We start from the raw sequence: 20,845 nt of genomic DNA, 5'->3' as shown, positions 1-20,845 counted from the left end.
TACATCTCATATTCACATCACGTGACATTGTTTTACTTCAGAGCCAGCTTAACGTTGCGCTTGTGCCAACAACCTAAGCCATCTGGAAGAGTTTCATTAATCAGAACGTGCTGGCTCGTTACTTTAGTAACACGACCGTTATTTAAACCGATAAACTGGCCTTTTTTCACGTTAACCACACTCCCTTTGGGTGTTTGCACTAATCCAAACACGCTTGAGCCACTTCCCATCACGCCTCTTAAACGAAGCTTACTCAGCGGGTATTTCTCTAGCTTGCCATTCCGAGAGCGAGCACTAGGTTGCCAACAATTTTTCTTAATTAGAGGCTGATTCTGCACAATGGCTTCCTTAGGAAGTTCAAACGGAGGACGAAAAGCTCGACGTTGATAAGTAGCAGCCGTAAACTCAGCGGCAGGAACAAGCTGTTCCACCTCTTTCTTGGCCTTGGCTTCGACTTGCACCACAAAACCTTCTAACGAATCTTCATTCGCTTTACAGCCCACAAGCAAAAGCAGTAGTAAGGTTGAACAGAACACTCTATTGGGTTTCATCACTCAACTCCGGCTTAAATTGGTAGGTATACGCTCGCACCCTGAAATGGAGCGTGCTACTTTCTTGGCTGACGCGCTGCCAACTCACATCATTAAAACTAATGATTCGTGGGAGTTTGGCGATGGCTGCTGAGAAGTCTCCAATCGCGTGATAGTCCCCGGTTAGCTCTATATTGAGAGGTAAACGATAGAGAAACTCCTTGTTTTGCTTCTGTCCCCAATCAATACGCGTAAACGTCAGCTTATTATCCAACCCAAGCTCATTCACTGAGGCCAACATACTTGCCAACTCTTTTTGTACTGGTAGCTGCTCTAATAGATAATCATAACGACTGGTTAAATCATCCAACTGACTCTGGAGCTTAGGCAAAACCGCCGCCTTATTGGCTTTAATCCGCAAAGTTGTTTTAAGCGTCTGTTCTTGCTGTTTCATCTGCTGAAGTTCATCGTCCAAAGGAGCAATATACAACCAAGTACCCACACCTTGGATAAGTATCATCAAGGCAAAAATGACCAATAGCTGAGGCAATAAAGGCCATTCGGTGATCTCATCGACATCGAGGTCTTGCAAGCTCACCCGATTTTGAAAACTAACCATGATTCGCCCCCTTATCTTTTACATTCTCGGCTGGACTATCTAATGACACAGGGATAAACACAAAAGAGACGTTGAAGGTCTGAAAGTCCTTATTGAAGCGTTTGCGATTATGAATGATAGAGTGCATCTCAACCCCTTTAAGGGAACGGGAGCGTTCTAAGTTATCCAACATCGTTGCCAAACGAGAAGTACTGTCGCTGATCCCCTCCATTTCAATTTCCTGACCATTCATTTTTATCTTATCGACATACACGCCTTCAGGGATGAGCTCCGGCATCAGGTTCATAAAATCAGTGGTCTTATTACGACCGAGCTGTAAGGATTCGACCACGCCAAGTCTAGTAAGAATGGCTTTGTGCTCCTGTTCTGCCACTTTTAACGACTGAATTCTCTGGTCGAGTTGAGCGATATATTGATTGAGATAGTTGAGGCGCGCTTGTTGCTTGTCTTGTTGGTCGTGAAAGTAGTTACCGACCGCCCATTGCCCACCAAGCGCAATGATGACGCCAAGAATGACTAGATGAACAAAACGCTTCTTATACTGATCTCGAATTTCATCGCGCCAAGGCAGCAAGTTAATTTGATGCAACATGCTTTTCTCCCTGCCACTTGAGACCACGCATTGCCATCCCCGCCGCAATACCAAAGTGCTGACAATTCAGTGACGATCGGCGTTTCTGGGCCACCTTATTTTCAAACAAAGACATAGGGTTCAGTGACTCACAACTCATCTGAAAATGACGTTCTAACTCCTCAACGACCATTGGCATGCTCGCTCCTTCACCCATTAACCAAATCCCTGAGATAGGTTGAAGCGCATTGACCGACGAATAGAGCTGCAGTTGACGCTTGAGCTTTTCAATAAGATTAACAATAAACCGATGTGTATCCTGAGTGGTGCCGAACACGCCTTCCATATCACTTGGATTGCCTGCGCCTAACAGCTCTTGAATACCAAAGGCGATGTCTTTATAAAAAGGCGCAGAATTCTGCGGGATAATCCCTAACGAGGTTTGGTCGATTCCAACGTCCACCAGCAGCCAGTTCTTCTTTTCTGGGTACAAATGCGAAGCCAATTGCCAAATATTGAGAAGCCCATGTGCTTGGGTATCAACGACGATAGGTTTAAACCCGGCTTTGCTTAATGCATTGGCTCGACTATCCACAACTTCCTTGCGAGTCGCGTACACCTGATAACTACTTGTCGATCCTTTACCAAACCGTTTGTCTTCGAGCTTTACAAAATCTAAACTCAGCTCTTCGATAGGAAAGGGAGATTGATGAGCAAAGGTTTGATAGATAGAAAACTCTTTCTCTCTATCTTCTAACTCACTCTCTATTTGCAGTACTTTGCTGATCACCGTGTTATCTGGTACTGAAATAGCGACGTTACGACTTCCAAAAGGCAGTCCTTTCTTAAGTTCTTTGAGTTTCTTAACAGTTTTCTGATACTCCAAAGTATGGTTAGCTGTAAAAATGTCGTCCGAAATAGGCAGCTCTTTGTATCCCACGATGGCATACAACTCCCCAACGGGTTTTAGTACCACAGCTTTGATACTGTGATGATTTATATCTATACCTGTAATTAATGATGAACCCATTTGACCTAGCTCCTGAAGTGCTGAGCATTTCGTTGATTATCTAGGGGTTGTGATTATTAGTTAAATAAGCGTTAATAAACGAAAGCTAAGTTTTTAACCTAGAGTACAAGGGTTTGCTGCTTGTCAGCCTTAACTAATCAGGGATTATCCGGTGAAGTTCATAAAGAGATTATTCATATTTACATTGACTTGCATGATTCTTGGAGTCAGTACAATTTTTGGGTTTTATTATTACGTAAAACCTGAGCTACCTGATGTTGCCACTCTGCGCGACGTAGAACTCCAAACACCAATGCAAGTCTTCAGTCAAGATGGTAAGTTGATATCTCAATTTGGTGAAAAACGTCGGAATCCAGTCACTTACGACGAGATCCCTCGCCACTTAGTTGAGGCTCTGATTGCCACCGAAGATAGTCGTTTCTACGATCACCCAGGTATTGACCCTATCGGTATTACCCGTGCCGCCATCGTGGTCGCCATGTCGGGCTCTGCAAAGCAAGGGGCGAGTACCATTACTCAACAGCTTGCGCGTAACTTTTTCTTATCTAATGAGAAGAAGATCATGCGTAAGATCAAAGAGATATTCATTGCGATCCACATTGAGCAACTGCTTAGCAAAGAAGAAATCATGGAGCTTTACGTGAACAAGATATTCCTTGGTCACCGTTCCTATGGTTTTGGTGCAGCCGCTCGTGTTTACTTTGGTAAAGACCTTCCAGATCTCACCTTGAGTGAACTGGCTACACTTGCTGGTATGCCAAAGGCACCATCAACCATGAACCCTATCTACTCCGTTGAACGTGCGACCAACCGTCGTAATGTTGTATTACGCCGCATGTTGGATGAGCAATACATCACTCAAGAAGAGTACGATGAAGCTAGCAACGAAGAGCTTCTCTCTAAATATCATGGTGCAGAAATAGAAGTCAGCGCTCCGTATGTCGCGGAAGTAGCGCGCGCTTGGATGGTCGAACGCTACGGCGAAGAGGCTTATACATCAGGTATGAAAGTTTACACGACGGTTGATTCAAAACTGCAAAGGGCAGCCAACCAAGCCGCGATTAAAAACCTACTCAACTACGATGAGCGTCACGGTTACCGTGGTGCTGAAAAGGTGCTGTGGCAAACCGAGCAATCGGCTTGGGATCATGAACAAATAGTTCAACACCTTAAGTCTCAACCAACCTATGGTGACTTAGTCCCAGCGGTAGTGACGAGCGTTGATGCGAAAAGTGCACAGGTTTGGGTTAAGAACCAAGGGGAAGGATCGATCGAGTGGCAAGGTATGAACTGGGCACGTAAGTTCCTAACAGACAATCGCCAAGGTCCAGCGCCTTCTCAAGCGAAAGAGATACTTGCTGTTGGTGAACAAATTTGGGTTCGACATGAAGCCATAACAGGTGATGAAGTATCTGAAGAACCTAGAGAAGAGTCAGCAGAGGCGAAATCAGAAACGCCTGTAGTATGGCGACTAAGCCAAGTACCGAATGCGAACACTGCTTTTGTTGCAATGAACCCTAACAACGGCGCGGTTTTGTCGATGGTGGGTGGCTTTAACTTCGTGCACAACAAATTTAACCGAGCGACGCAATCTATTCGTCAGGTTGGGTCTGGTATCAAACCATTTATCTATTCAGCAGCGATTAATAAAGGCTTAACGTTGGCATCACTGATCAACGATGCACCTATCAACCAATGGGATAAGAGCCAAGGTACCGCATGGCGACCAAAAAACTCACCGCCTACCTATGTCGGCCCAACCCGTTTACGCATTGGCCTAGCTCAATCTAAAAACGTGATGGCCGTACGTGTGCTGCGTGAAGTAGGCTTGGATGATACGCGTAACTATCTAACACGCTTCGGTTTTGATATTGATAAAGTGCCTCGCTCTGAAACCATCGCTTTGGGTGCAGGCAGCTTAACGCCAATGAAGGTTGCACAAGGTTACTCAGTATTCGCCAATGGCGGCTACTACGTTGAACCTTTTTATATCAGTCACATTGAAACACCATTTGGTGAGATTGAGTTTAAAGCAGCACCGAAGATCGTTTGTAAGGAAGATTGTCAACAACAGATAACTAGCAACACTATGGCCGATGAGTTTGCTGAGCAAGATGTCGACACTGAAGTACAATACGCACCTCAAGTTATCTCTGAGCAGAACGCATTCCTAGTACGTGAAATGATGTACAGCAATATTTGGGGTGGCGGCGACTGGAGTCAAGGCACAGGTTGGAATGGTACTGGTTGGCGTGCTCAACCTTTAAAACGTCGTGACATTGGCGGTAAAACAGGTACAACCAATGATTCGAAAGATGCCTGGTATAGCGGCTACGGACCAGGCATGGTTGCGACCGTATGGGTCGGCTTTGATAACCACAACCGTGCTCTAGGTCGTACCAGAGCGAACTCAAACCTTGAAAAAAACCCGATTACAGGTGCCGAAGCTGGAGCGAAAACCGCAGAGCCAGCATGGGTTAAATTCATGGGAACGGCACTCGCAGGCGTACCAGCACAGCGCAAAGAACTTCCGAAAAACATCATCCGAGTTCGTATTGATCGTGAAACAGGTTTGCTAACTAACAAATTCGATAGCTCATCAATCTTCGAGTACTTCGAAAAAGGCACAGAGCCAACCGAGTACACCACCGAAGGTTTCAATGATGATATCTACTCAACGTCGTCTGGAGAAGCCGTAGAAGCGCTCTTTTAGCAGTAGAGTTGATAAAAAAACACCAAGTAAAAGGGCAGATACGATAATTCGTACCTGCCCTTTTTATGCCTGAAAACCGCCTCTTGAGGCATTAAATCTTACTATTTCTCAAGTTGCGTTCGGATAGTTTCAGCCAGTTGCTCAAAGCGTCCCTTTAACGGAGATCCTGGCCGGTACGCGACGACAATTCTGCGCGAAGGAGTTGGATTAACCGCAGGAACATAGCACACACCATCTTTCTGCTTTTCCTTTGGTACCGATAACTGAGGTAGTAAGGTAATACCCGCCCCTGCCGCGACCATGTTACGCAGCGTTTCTAAGCTAGTCGCTTTGAAACGTTCATCGTCTTTTGCTCCCGCCGCAAAGCAGAAACCCAAAGCTTGATCTCGTAAACAGTGGCCATCGCCCAGCGCAAGTACGGTTCTGCCATTAAGCTGAAGCATATCCACACTGTCTTGCTGAGCCCATTCATGGTCACAAGGCACAGCAAGACTCAGCGGCTCATCATAAACATCAATCTCTTTGAACATCGCCGTTTCATCAACCGCAGCCAATACCAAGCAATCGAGCTTGCCATCTTCCAACTGGCTCACCAATTGATGAGTCTGCGCTTCGTGCAGGTAAAGCTCAAGGTCGGGGAAGCTCTCTTTCAGATGAGGAATAATTTTGGGCAAAATGTACGGGCCCACAGTCGGAATAAAGCCAATATGCATTGGCCCCGTCATTGCTTCACCGTGTCCACTCGCCATATCTTTAAAGGTCTTCACCTCATTGAGAATAGACTTCGCTTGTTCAACAAGTTGTAAGCCTGATTCTGTAAATATCACCTTTCTTGGGCTACGCTCGGTTAACTGAAGGCCAATTTCATCTTCCAGTTTACGTATTTGGCCGCTGAGTGTGGGCTGACTTACAAAGCATGCTTCTGCCGCTTTTCGGAAGTGTTTATGCTCTGCAAGCGCTACCAAGTATTCAAAGTCACGAATGTTCATGAGCAGTCTCTCACCTCAAGTTTTAATAAGAACAAAGGTTTTAATAGAAATATTTAAAATAAATGTTCTTGATAGAATTTACCTATCAAAACCATAACATCAAACGATTAGAGCTATCAAAGAAATTATCTAATAATGGGCTCAACGAAACGAAACAGAGCAAAGAAAAACGTTAAGCTCTGATAGAACAAATTAAAAATACTATTTAAGGAAATCAATATGTTTACATCTAAAGAAGGTCAATCAATCCCTCAAGTAACATTCCCAACTCGTCAAGGTGATGCATGGGTTAACGTAACGACTGAAGAGCTATTCAAAGACAAGACGGTTATCGTATTCAGCCTACCAGGTGCGTTTACGCCAACGTGCTCTTCAAGCCACCTTCCTCGTTACAACGAGCTACACTCTGTATTCAAAGAAAACGGTGTTGATGACATTCTATGTGTTTCAGTAAACGACACATTCGTAATGAATGCTTGGAAAGCAGACCAAGAAGCGGAAAACATCACATTCATCCCAGATGGTAACGGTGATTTCACAGACGGCATGGGCATGCTAGTTGAGAAAAACGACATCGGCTTCGGCAAACGTTCATGGCGCTACAGCATGCTGGTTAAAAACGGCGTGGTAGAAAAAATGTTCATCGAAGAAGACGTACCAGGCGACCCGTTCAAGGTTTCTGATGCAGATACTATGCTTAACTACATTGCTCCTGAGCACAAAGAGCAAGAGTCAATCACAGTATTCACTAAACCAGGCTGCCCTTTCTGTATGAAAGCAAAGCAGAACCTTATCGACAAAGGTCTAAACTACGAAGAAGTCGTGCTAGGTAAAGACGCAACAACCGTAAGCCTACGTGCAATCTCTGGTCGCACTACGGTTCCACAAGTATTCATCGGTGGCAAACACATCGGTGGCAGCGAAGAGCTGGAAGCTTTCCTAGCTTAATTTTTCTAGCGAGAACTTAGCAATATTGGAGACACTGGCTAACCTACCCTTTGTAGGTTAGCTACTTACAAGCTCCACTTCTAAAGTTTCAAAAAAGCATTTAGAAAGTTAGGCTGGACAAAGCATATAGCTTCGACTCATTGACTTAAGAGTCACGCTAAACCTAAGAAACAAAATCACAAAACTAACCCACTACGCTGACTCACTTTAAAAATCACTTGAGTTGGAGGGGTTCGTTCAAACTAAATTTAGCCATTGCGAGAAGATTATTATGAAACAAGTCAATGTAGATGTAGCAGTTATCGGGGGCGGTACGGCAGGTCTAGGTTCTTACCGCGCTGCAAAAGCACACACTGACAGTGTTGTGATGATTGAAGGCGGCCCTTACGGCACAACCTGTGCCCGTGTTGGTTGTATGCCATCCAAACTGCTTATTGCAGCAGCGGAAAGCGTACACCACATCGAGAAAGCGCCGGCTTTTGGCGTTCACCCACAAGGTGGTATCGTAGTTAACGGTCGTGAAGTCATGGAGCGAGTGAAGTTTGAGCGTGACCGTTTTGTTGGTTTTGTTTTAGAAGGTGTTGATGAAATCCCAGAGCAAGACAAGATCTCTGGCTACGCAAAATTCTTAGATGACAACACGCTACAAATTGATGACCACACCGTTGTGACGGCTAAGCGTTTTGTCATCGCGACCGGTTCTCGCCCTGCATACCCTGCAACTTGGAACGACCTGGGCGACCGTCTAATCATTAATGATGACGTGTTCAACTGGGATGATTTACCAAAATCAGTAGCCGTATTTGGTCCTGGTGTTATTGGTCTTGAGCTTGGTCAGTCACTGCACCGCTTGGGTGTAAAAACAAAACTGTTCGGTTTAGGTGGTCAAGTTGGCCCAGTAACCGACCCAGAGATCATGGCTTATGCAGACAAAGCCTTCAATGAAGAGTTCTACCTGGATGCCGACGTAAAAATCGAAAGCATGAAGCGTATTACGACTGAATCCGGTGAAGATCGCGTTGAAATCCAGTTCATCAATAAACAAGGTGAACTAGAAACTAACGTCGTCGAGTATGTACTGGCAGCAACAGGCCGTCGTCCTAATACAGACAAGCTTGGCCTAGAGAACACCTCTCTTGAGCTTGATGAACGTGGTGTGCCAATCGCAGACCATTACACGCTACAAACATCACTACCATCGGTATTTATCGCTGGTGATGCAAGTAACCAACTGCCTCTCCTGCATGAAGCAGCCGACCAAGCACGTATTGCCGGTGACAACGCAGGTCGCTTCCCTGAGATTCGTGCAGGTCTACGTCGTTCTAAAATCTCAGCGGTATTCTCTGACCCACAAATTGCAATGGTTGGTGAAACATACAAAGAGATCACAACACGCTTAGGCACTTGTGGTTGTTTCGCAACAGGAGAAGTGTCTTTCGAGAACCAAGGTCGTTCACGAGTGATGCTACGCAACAAAGGTATTCTGCACGTCTACGGCGAGCAAGGTACAGGCCGTTTCCTTGGTGCTGAGATGATGGGGCCAAACGCAGAACACTTGGCGCATCTATTAGCTTGGGCGCATCAAAACAAGATGACGGTTTCGGAAATGCTAGACATGCCTTTCTACCACCCCGTTATCGAAGAGGGTGTACGAACCGCTCTACGTGACCTCAATGCGAAACTACACCTAGGTCCACAGATGGTGAAGCACTGTCTAGATTGTGGGCCTGGTTGTTAATCTCGGTGGATTGAGACAGAACACATAGATTAGATACTAAAAAGGAAAGCCATTGGCTTTCCTTTTTGTCTTTTGGCAACGAGCAAATAACAGATTCCCGATTACGCTCCTTCGTCGCTACCGGGAATGACGTTGATTTATTTATGTAACTAAACCAAAACTAAACTCGTCATTCCAGAACCGAGGGACGAGGTATCTGGAATCTCTTGAAGCCATTGCCTGTCGCTAAATACTTAGCTATTACTTCTCAGCAGCAATCACAGAGATTTCAACAAGTAGCGCTTCGCGAGCCATATCGCCAGTCACACATGCGCGAGCTGGAGCGTGACCTTCTGGAACCCATGCATCCCAAACTGCGTTCATTTCTTGGAAGTCTTTCATGTCTTTCAAGTAAATCGTTGCTGACAGCATGTGCTCTTTGTCGCTGCCTGCTTGCTCAAGTAGGGCTTCCACTTTATCCAACATCGTTTGTGTTTGTTCTGTGATGTCTTTGGTTGCATCAGCGCAAACTTGGCCACATAGGTAGATAGTACCATTGTGTTTAACAATACGGCTCATGCGTTGCTTGGTTTCTTGGCGCTCAATCATCGATCTTCTCTCTCTATGTCACCGTGATCCAATATCTTGTGACGTGGTATTATCAAGGCAACAAGCATAACGCGAATTAAGCCTAAGATGACATGTGTTCATTGCAATAAAAATGAAAAAATCTTCAACAAACTCGGTCGCTGCCAACGTTGTATGAATCAACTGATGGTGCTGTCGATAATCAGCTGGGGAGCATGGTGGGTATTTTTCAGAGAAGACCCGAAAACCATCAATGCCATCGCCTTGATGATGGCTGCTTGCGCATTCAGCGGTTTGTTGTCGCTGCATTGGTTCATGAAGTTTGTGGTGCTGCCTTTAAGGAAAAAAAGCGTTAACTAATGTCTTTGGAGGGATAAGTGATAACGGTCAAATATCGATTCAATGACCCGGTAGAGCTTCTATTTAGCGCCCTATCATCATTTCCCAAACAGCAGATAGAAAAAAGCCCCAGAATCAATCGACTCTAGGGCTTTCTTAGAAAATTCTAAGAAAAAGCAGTGGTACTTAAATAGACCGGGCTTTTCTTAGTTTGTTCCCCAAAGAAGACCAGATTTTTGATCTTTTTTTAGGACCTATAAAATCAATAACTTATGCAACATTTACCTTGGCAATAATCTGTTCTACCAAGTTCACTTCCAACGCCACTTCATCGCACGCATGTTGGCGAGGACACTGATCGCAATCTTTTAGCACCTTCTCAGGTAGCAAAGATTTCGATGTTGGTAAGAAAGCGTGCTTCATAAAGAACTCAGGCGTACGAGTCAGTACAAACACCTTCTTAATGGCCATTTGTCGTGCTTTATCAACCAAATGTTGCACAATTGCCGTACCCTGCCCTTGACCTTGCCAACCCGCTTCAACACCGAGTGAGCGAATTTCAGCTAAGCCTGAATCATAGACATAGAGTGATGCACAGCCCGTCACTTCACCATGATGCTCTGCGACTGCAAACGAGCCAATATCACGCACCAGTTCATTACGAGAACGAGGCAAGTTTTCACCCATATTGGCCCAATAGGCCACCATGCCTTCTAGCGCCTCGATATCGGTCAAACGGGCAGAACGAACTTTAACGATAGATGTGTCACGTTGCGATAAGCGCTTTTCTGCTTGGTCGACTGCGTAAGCCACTTGTTGTGGTGATACACCGCCCAGCGCACTACGTTTTTCAAGACACGATTCAATGGTCAGGATGTCATACACATCCTCTTCAATCACCTCTGAGAACTCTTTCATCTCTGCGATGGTTAAGTCTTCTAATGCGCAGCCTTTAGCAATCGCCGCCACGACCGTCACACCGACAATATGGTGAGCTTCACGGAAAGGAATGCCTTTCGCTACTAGGTAATCAGCCAGTTCAGTGGAGTTAGCGTAGCCTTGTTTCGCCGCTTCAAGTGTACGTTCGCCGTTCACTTTGATGCCATCAAAACAAAGAGCAGCCATTTCCATACAATCATTCCAAGTGTCTAAAGCGTCGAACAGACCTTCTTTATCTTCTTGCATGTCTTTGTTGTACGCCAAAGGCAGTGCTTTCACTGTCATCATCATTGCTGCTAATGAACCGTAAACACGGCCCGTTTTGCCACGGATAAGCTCTAGCGCATCAGGGTTTTTCTTTTGCGGCATCAGAGATGAACCTGACGTCACGGTATCCGCTAACTCGATGAAGTTTGATTCACCAGAGTTGTAGAAAATCATATCTTCTGCAAGACGCGAAAGGTGAAGCATAGAGATAGAAGCAATCGACATCAGCTCCATCACATGGTCACGGTCAGAGACTGAATCTAGAGAGTTACGCGTTGCACGACGGAAACCTAAGTTGTGAGCTAACTCTTCACGGTCCATCGGGTAAGCTGTTCCTGCAAGGGCACCAGAACCCAGCGGACATGTATCTAGACGCTTAATCGCATCATTCAAACGAGAATAATCACGCTCAAGCATTTCAACATAAGCCAAGCACCAGTGAGCAAAAGTTACCGGCTGAGCACGTTGCAAGTGAGTGTAGCCAGGAAGCACGGTTTCTTGATGCTGAGAAGCAACGTTGACCATTTGGCTTTGCAGGCGATCCAGTGCCAGTAGCAACTGGTTACCTTGCTGACGACACCATAGTTTCAGGTCTGTCGCCACTTGGTCATTACGAGAACGGCCAGTGTGAAGCTTTTTACCCAAATCACCGACCTTGCTGATAAGTTGTTGCTCAACCCAGCTGTGAATATCTTCTGCATCAGAGCGTAGAATCTGTTCAGGATCTTCCATCACCTCAAGTTTTAGCTCATTCAGCGCTAACTCAAGCTTCTGTTGCTCTTCTTCGGTTAATACGTTGACCGACAGTAGAGCTTTAGACCAGGCAATTGAGCCCACAATGTCTTGCTCAGCCAATCGGTAATCAAAACGAAGAGAATCGTTAAAACCTTTGAACCGGGTGTCTGCTGCTTGGGTAAATCTACCGCCCCATAATGCCATTGTGTATCTCCTAATTGCACAGTGCTCACTGTTTTTGCAAATGATAATTCTGATTAAGATTCAGTATTTTTCTGATGGTTTAAACTTACGGCAATTCAAAATGAAAATAAAGTATTAATTCATTATTTAAACATATTTATTCACAAAAATTCAAACCATTGATTATTTTCGCGTGGAGAGAGAATTATATGCCATTCAATAGTAAAAACCGAAGCTGAATTATTAGGCGAATTGAAAGCAAAAAGCCCATTCACTAATCAATAGTGAATGGGCTTTGCATAATAATGCCTGTTTACTGACCTTTAATCTTTCATCAAAGGTTAGCTCGCTAACTCAGTATTAGAGTTATTTTTGGCTATTCAGCGCACGGATACGGCTTGATAGCGAGTAAAGGCGGATGAAGCCTTCAGCGTGGCTTTGGTCGTACACTTCATCTTCACCAAAGGTTGCAAACTCTTCTGAGTATAAGCTGTTCTCAGAACGCTTCTGAGTCACTGTTGCATGGCCTTTGTAAAGTTTGATCACCACTTCACCATTCACGTCTTGTGCTAGTTCTTCTGTCGCCGCAAGAATTGACTTACATAACGGCGTGAACCAACGACCATCATATACAAGATGAGAAGCTTTAACGCCCAGTTCTTCACGGAATTCGAATGCTGCTTTATCAAGAACCAGTTGCTCTACTGCACGCAGTGCTTCCATCATGATCGTGCCACCTGGGGTTTCGTAACAACCACGAGACTTCATACCAACAAGACGGTTTTCTACGATATCGATACGACCAACACCGTGCTTCGCCCCCTTCTTGTTTAGGTAAACCAGCGCGTTGTATGGTGTCATTGCTTCGCCATCTACCGCTACCACTTCACCTTTTTCAACTTTAAGCGTGACGGTTTCAGATTCGTTTGGCGCCTGCTCTGGATCTACCGTCCAAGCCCAGCAATCTTCATCTGGTGCGTTCCATGTATCTTCAAGAACGCCACCTTCTGTAGAGATGTGCCATGCGTTTGCATCACGCGAGTAAATCTTAGTGAGAGAAGCCGTACAAGGGATGTTACGCTCAGCTAGGTAATCTAGACATTCTTCACGGCTAACTAGATCCCACTCACGCCATGGTGCAATGACGTGTAGGTCTGGTGCTAGTGCTGCGAATGCGCCTTCAAAACGAACTTGGTCATTTCCTTTACCTGTACAGCCGTGACACAGTGCGTCTGCACCTACTTTACGTGCTACTTCAACCTGTGCTTTCGCAATGATTGGACGAGCCATAGAAGTACCTAGTAGGTATTTGCCTTCGTAGTAAGCGCCTGTTTTTAGCGTTGGGTAGATGTAATCTGCCACCATCTCTTCTTTAAGGTCTGCGATATAACACTCAGAAGCACCAGAAGCTTTCGCTTTCTCTTCGATACCAATCAACTCTTCGTCGCCTTGACCAACATCCGCGACAAACGCAACCACTTCACAGTCATAGTTCTCTTTCAACCATGGGATGATTACTGATGTGTCTAGACCGCCAGAGTAGGCTACTACAACTTTCTTTACGTTAACTTTGCTCATTTTCTTTCTCCTAGTTTCCATACTGCACATGGCGGTCAGCGTTGGAAATAACTTCATAATTATATGTTTATTTAATTTGTCTAAATTCTTTAAGTAGTCACTCGTCGTGAGCCCTACTGAGGTAAAAACTGTGTTCCTATGCTTTTACCTGAAAACAGTTGTGTTAGCTTTTCTGGATATCGCCAAGTCGCAACTTCGATTGGTCGTCCGAGCTCGTTAGCGGCTTCTAGTGCGGCTTGAACCTTAACGATCATGCCGTCAGTAATCACTTTTCCTGCAATAAGGTCATCGGCTTGTTGTTGATTAAGGCTTGGAATGAGATGGCCTTTGCCATCCAACACACCACTTACATCAGAAAGCAGCACCAGTTCAGCATCAAGTGCGCCAGCAACGGCAACGGCAGCTTGGTCTGCATTGACGTTCATTAGTTGACCTTGGTCGGTCAGACCAATCGAGCTAATGATTGGCAGTGCGCCAACATTAAGAATAGCTTGCAGGACGGTTGAGTCGCCCGGTTCTGCTTTTCCTACTGCACCTAGTTCAGGGTTCAGTTCGCTCACTTTGCATAAACCACCATCTGCTAGGCTCAAACCAACGGCATTGATACCGTCTTTAATCGCCTGTCCTTGAAGTAATTTATTCGCCGTACCCGCTAGTGCACCAGCAATCACAGGGATCTGATCATAAGGAGTAACACGTAGCCCCTCTTTCTTAACCGTTTCGAGATTCAGATTATTCATCAAGTCATCAACCAGGTAACCACCGCCGTGAACAATCACGATTGGTCGCTGTGCCTGTTGTTGGTAGTGAGAGATAGCACCAAATAACTTGCTAAGTGTTTCACCACAAGATAGCGCTGCGCCACCTAACTTTATGATTAATGGTTGATTATTAAGGCTCATATCTAGATTCCTTTACACTAATGCAGTCAATGGCGCAAAACCATAACGTAAATTTAAACACTGCATCGCTTGGCTAGATGCACCCTTTAATAAGTTATCGATCGCTGAAACAACGATGATATGCTGTCCCTGAACCTTCCAACCTAAATCGCAGAAAGGTGTCTGTTCTACATCTTGAATTCTTGGCAATGTCTCTTCGAGTAACCTCACCGCAGGTTTACCTTGATAAGCTTGCTTGAAGGCATCTTGTATCTGTTGCTCCGTTACACCTTCAGCCAGTTTCATGGTGATGGTCGCTAAAATGCCACGCTTAAAATTGCCGAGGTGCGGTGTAAAAATTACGTCACGTCCGAGATGAGCAACCATTTCAGGTTGGTGGCGGTGACTGAACACGCCATAAGCCTGCAGACTCACTTCACAGAAGCTGTTAACCATGCTTGCTTTGCGACCGGCACCAGTCACACCACTGGTTGCGTTGATCACTGGCCATTGGGTTTCATCTAATAACTTACTTTCAACTAAAGGCTTAATCGCCAATTGAGAAGCGGTTGGGTAACAACCCGCAACTGCGACCAGTTGAGCTTTTTTAATGTCTTGCTCATTCCACTCAGCTAAACCATAAGCGGCTTTATCAAGCCATTGTTCGTGTTGATGTTCAAAACCGTAAAACTCTTGGTAAAAGTTTTCGCCCTTAACTCTAAAGGCACCGGATAGGTCAAACACTTGGCAATCGTTCTCAAGAAAGATTGGTGCTAGGTCGTGACTGACCTCGTGTGCGGTCGCTAAGAAAATCACATCCGACTGTTTAGCTACTTCTTCCGGATTTGTTAATGGCTGTACTGGCATATCAATCAAGCCAGTTAACTTACCGTGTAGTGCCGCAATAGGTTTACCAGCGTCTACACTATTGGCGGAGACATATAAACCTGATAGCGTGAGATCAGGGTGTCTGTTTATCATTAGAGCCAGTTCTGCTCCTGTGTAGCCGCTTGCGCCAATGATCGTGGTTTTCAACATCTCAACACATCCATTCCAGAGGTAAGTTACATTTCAAATTTGACTATTCATACTTAATTTTTAGCTTTATTTGATTTCTTATGCATTAAATATGATTTAATATGTGTTTTACCGACTTATGGTTTTCCTGTCAATAGTAGAAGTGAAGTTATTATGCAATTACCGAGTTTTCTTGAGGTCTACAAAGGCCTAATTTCCACCGACTCCATTAGCTCAACCGATCCAAGCTGGGATCATGGCAACGAGAAAGTAATCGAAAAAATGGCTCAATGGTTTAAAGACTTAGGCTTTAGCGTTGAAGTCATGGAAGTCGAGCCCGGCAAGCATAATATGGTCGCTAAGATGGGATCGGGCGAAGGTGGCTTGCTACTCGCAGGACACAGCGACACAGTGCCATTCGATGAAGGGCGTTGGAACTTCGACCCTCACGCACTAACAGAACACAACAATCGCTTCTATGGATTAGGCACGGCCGATATGAAAGGCTTTTTCGCTTTCGTTTATGAAGCGGCAAAGAAGATGGATTGGAGCAAACAGACCAAGCCGCTATATGTATTGGCAACCTGTGACGAAGAGACCACCATGTTGGGTGCGCGCCACTTCACTGAAAATGCACCGTTTAAACCGGATTACTGCATTATTGGTGAACCGACTAGCCTAGTGCCGATTCGTGGTCATAAAGGTCATGTTGCCAATGCTGTGCGAGTAACGGGTAAATCCGGTCACTCTTCCGATCCTGCCTTAGGCGTCAATGCTATCGAGATCATGCATGAAGTGTTGTTTGCTTTAATGCAGTTGCGTGACAAATTAGTCAAAGAGTATCACCACCCAGGTTTTGCGATTCCAAGTCCCACGCTAAACCTTGGCCATATTCACGGTGGCGACAGTGCTAACCGTATCTGTGGTTGTTGTGAGCTGCACTATGATGTGCGTCCTTTACCGGGAATCAGCTTAGATGGTTTGGATAACATGCTGCGTAGCGCACTTAAAGAAGTGGAAGCAAAATGGCCGGGCAGAATTGAGATCACGCCACTGCATGAGCCAATTCCGGGTTACGAGTGCCAACACGACCATCCATTTATCGGCGGTATGGAATCAGTTTGCGAAACTGAATCGCAAACTGTGAACTACTGTACCGAGGCGCCTTTCCTACAAGAGCTGTGTCCAACCTTGGTATTGGGCCCAGGTTCGATTGACCAAGCTCACCAACCGGATGAGTTCTTGAGCTTCGATTTTATCGATCCAACGATTGATGTTCTGAGTAAATCGATCCGTAAATATTGCTTCTAGCTATTACTACCCATTCGATATTTTCCAATAAAAGCCACCTTAAAACGTGGCTTTTATTCTGTTACCCCTGATTTGGATTCAATCTTGTAATTAAATTTCACTTTATTCCGAAGTATTAGAAAATTTACTTCTCCCGTATTTCGAAAGCTAATAATTGCAAACTTAGAATGCTTTATTTGACTAGATACAGCAGTTTTCGCTAGATTGTGTACTTAACAAGGAACAATGGATGTAATTTTTTTACGAGGCAGGATGACAATGAACGAGAAATACGCCGCTCTCAAGAGTAACGTAAGCATGCTGGGACGCTTGCTAGGTAACACAATCCAAGATGCACATGGTGACGTTATCTTAGAGAAAGTGGAAACTATCCGTAAACTTTCCAAATCCGCCCGCGCAGGCAACAAAGCTGACCGTGACAGCCTAGTTGAAGAGATCAAAAACCTGCCGAACGAACAACTCACTCCTGTTGCTCGTGCATTTAACCAATTTCTCAACCTCACCAACATGGCAGAGCAGTACCACACCATCTCTCGTCACTGTGAGGAGCATGTTTGTGAGCCAGATGTGCTGCAATCTCTATTTTCCAAATTAAGCCAAAATAACATCAGTAAGCTAGACGCGGCTCAAGCCGTTCGCGACCTGAACATTGAACTCGTTCTGACTGCGCACCCAACTGAAATCACTCGTCGCACCATGATCAACAAACTGGTTAAGATCAACGAGTGTCTGTCTAAATTAGAGTTAAGCGACCTATCACACAAAGAGCGCGTGAAAACCGAGCGTCGCCTAGAGCAACTTATCGCTCAAGGTTGGCACTCTGATGTGATTCGTCAGCAACGCCCAACACCACTTGATGAAGCTAAGTGGGGCTTTGCAGTTGTTGAAAACTCGCTATGGGAAGCAGTACCTGACTTCCTACGTGAAATGGACGGTCGACTAAAAGGCTACCTTGGTGAAGGCCTGCCAATTGATGCACGCCCAGTGCATTTCTCATCTTGGATGGGTGGTGACCGCGATGGTAACCCATTCGTCACGCACACCATCACTAAAGAAGTACTACGACTTTCTCGCTGGAAAGCCGCTGACCTTTATCTAGCTGACGTAAACGAGCTGATTACAGAACTGTCGATGACTAAGTGTAATGATCAGGTGCGTGAGCTAGCGGGTGATGAACACGAAGCTTACCGCGCGATCCTAAAAAGCCTACGCACCCTGCTTGGAAACACACTAGAAGTCTTAGATGCTGAAATCAAAGATGTAGAAGTCCCCAAGAAAGAAACACTACAGAACATCGACCAACTATGGACGCCGCTTTATGCGTGTTACCAATCACTGCACGAATGTGGCATGGGCGTAATCGCAGACGGTTCTCTACTCGATACCCTGCGTCGCCTAAAAGCATTCGGTGTGCATTTGGTTCGTCTCGATGTTCGTCAAGAAAGTACTCGTCACTCGGATGTACTATCTGAACTGACTCGCTACCTAGGCATTGGTGATTATGACCAGTGGAGTGAGCAAGACAAAATTGCTTTCTTAACCAATGAATTAAGCTCAAAACGCCCACTACTGCCACGCGATTGGGAGCCATCTGAACAGGTTAAAGAAGTTTTAGACACCTGTAAGGTCATTGCCGCTCAACCTCGTGAAGCCTTCGGCGCTTACGTGATTTCTATGGCTCGTACTGCATCAGATGTACTGGCTGTTCACTTACTACTGCAAGAGTGTGGTTGCCCATACCGCATGGATGTATGTCCGTTGTTCGAAACGCTAGACGACTTGAACAACTCAGAAGCAGTAATGAAGCAGCTAATGAGCATCGATTTGTACCGTGGCTTTATCCAGAACCACCAAATGGTGATGATTGGATATTCTGACTCAGCCAAGGATGCTGGCGTAATGTCTGCAGGGTGGGCTCAGTATGATGCGATGGACAAACTGGTTAAAGTTTGCGACGAAGAAGGCATTGAGCTGACCCTCTTCCACGGTCGTGGCGGTACCGTCGGTCGTGGTGGTGCGCCAGCACATGCTGCGCTTCTTTCTCAGCCACCTAAGAGCTTAAAAGGCGGTTTACGTGTAACTGAGCAAGGCGAGATGATCCGCTTTAAACTGGGCTTGCCAGATGTTGCGGTAAACAGCTTCAACCTTTACGCAAGTGCGATTCTAGAAGCGAACCTTCTACCGCCACCAGAGCCTAAACAAGAATGGCGCGACCTAATGGAAGTGCTGTCTCAAGTGTCTTGTGAGGCTTACCGTAAGGTGGTTCGTGGCGAAGAGAAGTTTGTCCCTTACTTCCGTCAAGCGACGCCTGAACTAGAGCTAGGCAAACTGCCACTTGGCTCTCGCCCTGCGAAACGTAATCCGAACGGCGGCGTAGAAAGCCTACGTGCGATTCCATGGATTTTCTCTTGGAGCCAAAACCGTTTGGTACTTCCTGCATGGTTAGGCGCTGGTGAAGCGATTCAGTACTCAGTAGACCAAGGCCATCAAGCGCTACTTGAAGAGATGTGTCGCGAATGGCCATTCTTCTCAACCCGCTTGGGTATGTTGGAAATGGTGTACTCGAAGTGCAACATGGAAATCGCTAAGTACTACGACCAACGCCTTGTTGACGAAGAGCTATTACCGTTAGGTGAATTACTGCGTGAACAGCTGCAAAAAGACATCAAAGCAGTGCTGAATGTAGAAAACAACGAAAACTTGATGCAGAGCGACCCTTGGGGACTTGAATCTATACGTCTACGTAACATCTACGTTGAGCCATTGAACATGCTTCAAGCTGAACTACTTTACCGTACTCGTAAGAGTGAAACACCACCAGAAGAGCTAGAAGAAGCGCTCATGGTGACGATTGCAGGCATCGCGGCAGGTATGCGGAACACTGGGTAACTAGTCATTAAAACCAAAAAGGGAACAAAAGGTCACCACAAGTGGCCTTTTTATTTTAATAAATCCAATCATTTTAGTTTTTTATAATTTTTTCGGGTTATTTTGTCCATGTATTCTACTTTATGCTTATTATTTAGATATACTACTGCTCCGCTGCAGAAATACTCCAACATAATAATCTGTAGCAGCTTGGCCAATATACTGGTCGACCTAGGTGATAAACGGCTTTATAAGGTGACATAACCAACGACTAAGTTGGTGCTACTTAAACATAACCAATATAACGTGCCACAAGAAGCACACTTGATGTTTAGGTATTTTGTTTACTGTTTACCATTTGGATCTCAGACATGTCATTACCACACGTAATTCTAACCGTTTTAAGTACACGCGATGCTACTGGTTACGATATCACAAAAGAATTCTCAGCAAGCATTGGTTACTTCTGGAAAGCTAGCCACCAACAAGTTTACCGCGAGCTAAATAAAATGGCTCAAAACGACCAGGTCACTTGTGTGCTTGAACCTCAAGAAGGCAAACCCGATCGTAAGGTTTACTCTATCACTGACGCTGGACGTAGCGCCCTAGGTGAATGGTTTGAACAACCCACTGCACACCCAACCGTTCGTGACGAGTTCTCAGCTAAACTAATGGCTTGTGCTGTACAACCTTGTGACGCATACCGTGTACAACTTGCTGAGTTGGTAGAAGAGTCTCGCAAACTGGTTTCTCATTACAAAGAAATCGAAGCGGCTTACTACGCAACACCATCAACGCTAGACAAGCAAGCTCGCCTAGAACGTCTAACTCTTCGTCGTAACCTACTTCTTCGTGAAGCATGGATAGTGTGGGCTGAAGAGGTACTGTTAGAGCTTGGTACTATCGCTTAAGCTAGAAGCTAGAAGCTAGAAGCTAGAAGCTAGAAAAGTAAAAGGCTTGAACTCTTAGAGTCCAAGCCTTTTTTGTATCTATAGGATTTGAGATTCTATCGCCGATGGCAT

17 protein-coding genes are annotated in these 20,845 nt (G+C 45.3%); 7 read left to right on the top strand and 10 right to left on the bottom strand.

Annotated elements, in window-relative coordinates; translation table 11 throughout:
* Positions 1-32: 32 nt before the first annotated feature.
* From OCV24_RS01280 to pilM, 4 genes are read right to left on the bottom strand one after another with little or no spacing between them, the layout of a single operon-like run.
* Positions 33-551: a pilus assembly protein PilP gene (locus OCV24_RS01280; protein WP_146450308.1), complete on the bottom strand. Its 519-nt coding sequence runs from the start codon at positions 549-551 to the stop codon at positions 33-35.
* On the bottom strand, positions 538-1,149 hold the full coding sequence (pilO, locus tag OCV24_RS01275) for a type IV pilus inner membrane component PilO (RefSeq protein WP_060468742.1): 612 nt from the start codon (positions 1,147-1,149) through the stop codon (positions 538-540). The genes OCV24_RS01280 and pilO overlap by 14 nt, the downstream gene beginning before the upstream one ends.
* Complete coding sequence (locus OCV24_RS01270) at positions 1,142-1,741, bottom strand: PilN domain-containing protein (RefSeq protein ID WP_136997910.1); 600 nt, start codon at positions 1,739-1,741, stop codon at positions 1,142-1,144. Before OCV24_RS01270 ends, pilO begins: the two co-directional genes overlap by 8 nt.
* Positions 1,725-2,750, bottom strand: a complete 1,026-nt coding sequence (gene pilM, locus OCV24_RS01265) for a type IV pilus assembly protein PilM (protein ID WP_150878778.1) — start codon at positions 2,748-2,750, stop codon at positions 1,725-1,727. Before pilM ends, OCV24_RS01270 begins: the two co-directional genes overlap by 17 nt.
* 151 nt (positions 2,751-2,901) lie before the next feature.
* Here pilM and OCV24_RS01260 point away from each other — a divergent pair, with 151 nt between their 5' ends.
* The gene (locus OCV24_RS01260) at positions 2,902-5,463 is read left to right on the top strand and encodes a penicillin-binding protein 1A (protein WP_167514273.1); all 2,562 of its coding nucleotides are present in this window, start codon (positions 2,902-2,904) and stop codon (positions 5,461-5,463) included.
* Between the two features lie 101 nt (positions 5,464-5,564).
* Here OCV24_RS01260 and oxyR read toward each other — a convergent pair whose 3' ends face one another.
* Positions 5,565-6,452 carry a DNA-binding transcriptional regulator OxyR gene (gene oxyR / locus OCV24_RS01255; protein WP_137008133.1) on the bottom strand — a complete coding sequence of 296 codons (888 nt, stop codon included), beginning with the start codon at positions 6,450-6,452 and terminating at the stop codon, positions 5,565-5,567.
* Positions 6,453-6,671: 219 nt separating this feature from the next.
* Between oxyR and OCV24_RS01250 the strand changes: the two genes are divergently transcribed.
* Positions 6,672-7,400 carry a glutathione peroxidase gene (locus tag OCV24_RS01250; protein WP_017055839.1) on the top strand — a complete coding sequence of 243 codons (729 nt, stop codon included), beginning with the start codon at positions 6,672-6,674 and terminating at the stop codon, positions 7,398-7,400.
* A 271-nt stretch (positions 7,401-7,671) separates the two neighbouring features.
* Positions 7,672-9,138, top strand: a complete 1,467-nt coding sequence (locus tag OCV24_RS01245) for a dihydrolipoyl dehydrogenase (protein ID WP_136997914.1) — start codon at positions 7,672-7,674, stop codon at positions 9,136-9,138.
* 240 nt (positions 9,139-9,378) lie between these two features.
* Here the strand turns inward: OCV24_RS01245 and OCV24_RS01240 are convergent, their stop codons facing one another.
* Positions 9,379-9,726, bottom strand: coding sequence for a RidA family protein (locus tag OCV24_RS01240; protein WP_004729674.1), 348 nt, complete (start codon positions 9,724-9,726; stop codon positions 9,379-9,381).
* Between the two features lie 87 nt (positions 9,727-9,813).
* Here OCV24_RS01240 and OCV24_RS01235 point away from each other — a divergent pair, with 87 nt between their 5' ends.
* Positions 9,814-10,065, top strand: a complete 252-nt coding sequence (locus OCV24_RS01235; RefSeq protein WP_077680951.1) for a DUF3624 domain-containing protein — start codon at positions 9,814-9,816, stop codon at positions 10,063-10,065.
* A 249-nt stretch (positions 10,066-10,314) separates the two neighbouring features.
* Here the strand turns inward: OCV24_RS01235 and argH are convergent, their stop codons facing one another.
* From argH to argC, 4 genes are all read right to left on the bottom strand, one after another.
* Positions 10,315-12,189, bottom strand: a complete 1,875-nt coding sequence (gene argH, locus OCV24_RS01230; protein ID WP_102506806.1) for an argininosuccinate lyase — start codon at positions 12,187-12,189, stop codon at positions 10,315-10,317.
* Positions 12,190-12,534: 345 nt separating this feature from the next.
* Positions 12,535-13,746 carry an argininosuccinate synthase gene (locus OCV24_RS01225; protein ID WP_017055844.1) on the bottom strand — a complete coding sequence of 404 codons (1,212 nt, stop codon included), beginning with the start codon at positions 13,744-13,746 and terminating at the stop codon, positions 12,535-12,537.
* A gap of 113 nt (positions 13,747-13,859) precedes the next feature.
* Positions 13,860-14,648, bottom strand: coding sequence for an acetylglutamate kinase (gene argB / locus OCV24_RS01220; RefSeq protein ID WP_017055845.1), 789 nt, complete (start codon positions 14,646-14,648; stop codon positions 13,860-13,862).
* Positions 14,649-14,660: 12 nt separating this feature from the next.
* The gene (gene argC, locus OCV24_RS01215; protein ID WP_017055846.1) at positions 14,661-15,665 is read right to left on the bottom strand and encodes an N-acetyl-gamma-glutamyl-phosphate reductase; all 1,005 of its coding nucleotides are present in this window, start codon (positions 15,663-15,665) and stop codon (positions 14,661-14,663) included.
* A gap of 153 nt (positions 15,666-15,818) precedes the next feature.
* Between argC and argE the strand changes: the two genes are divergently transcribed.
* From argE to OCV24_RS01200, 3 genes are all read left to right on the top strand, one after another.
* Positions 15,819-16,955 carry an acetylornithine deacetylase gene (gene argE, locus OCV24_RS01210; protein WP_017055847.1) on the top strand — a complete coding sequence of 379 codons (1,137 nt, stop codon included), beginning with the start codon at positions 15,819-15,821 and terminating at the stop codon, positions 16,953-16,955.
* A 252-nt stretch (positions 16,956-17,207) separates the two neighbouring features.
* Positions 17,208-19,844, top strand: coding sequence for a phosphoenolpyruvate carboxylase (ppc, locus tag OCV24_RS01205; RefSeq protein ID WP_170960278.1), 2,637 nt, complete (start codon positions 17,208-17,210; stop codon positions 19,842-19,844).
* Between the two features lie 350 nt (positions 19,845-20,194).
* The gene (locus tag OCV24_RS01200; RefSeq protein ID WP_017055849.1) at positions 20,195-20,734 is read left to right on the top strand and encodes a PadR family transcriptional regulator; all 540 of its coding nucleotides are present in this window, start codon (positions 20,195-20,197) and stop codon (positions 20,732-20,734) included.
* Positions 20,735-20,845: the final 111 nt, after the last annotated feature.

Source organism: Vibrio kanaloae (genome assembly GCF_024347535.1).
In the GTDB taxonomy this organism is placed as follows: domain Bacteria; phylum Pseudomonadota; class Gammaproteobacteria; order Enterobacterales; family Vibrionaceae; genus Vibrio; species Vibrio kanaloae.
The sequence above is the reverse complement of the archived record's forward strand: the minus strand, read 5'-3'. Positions and strand labels throughout refer to the sequence as shown.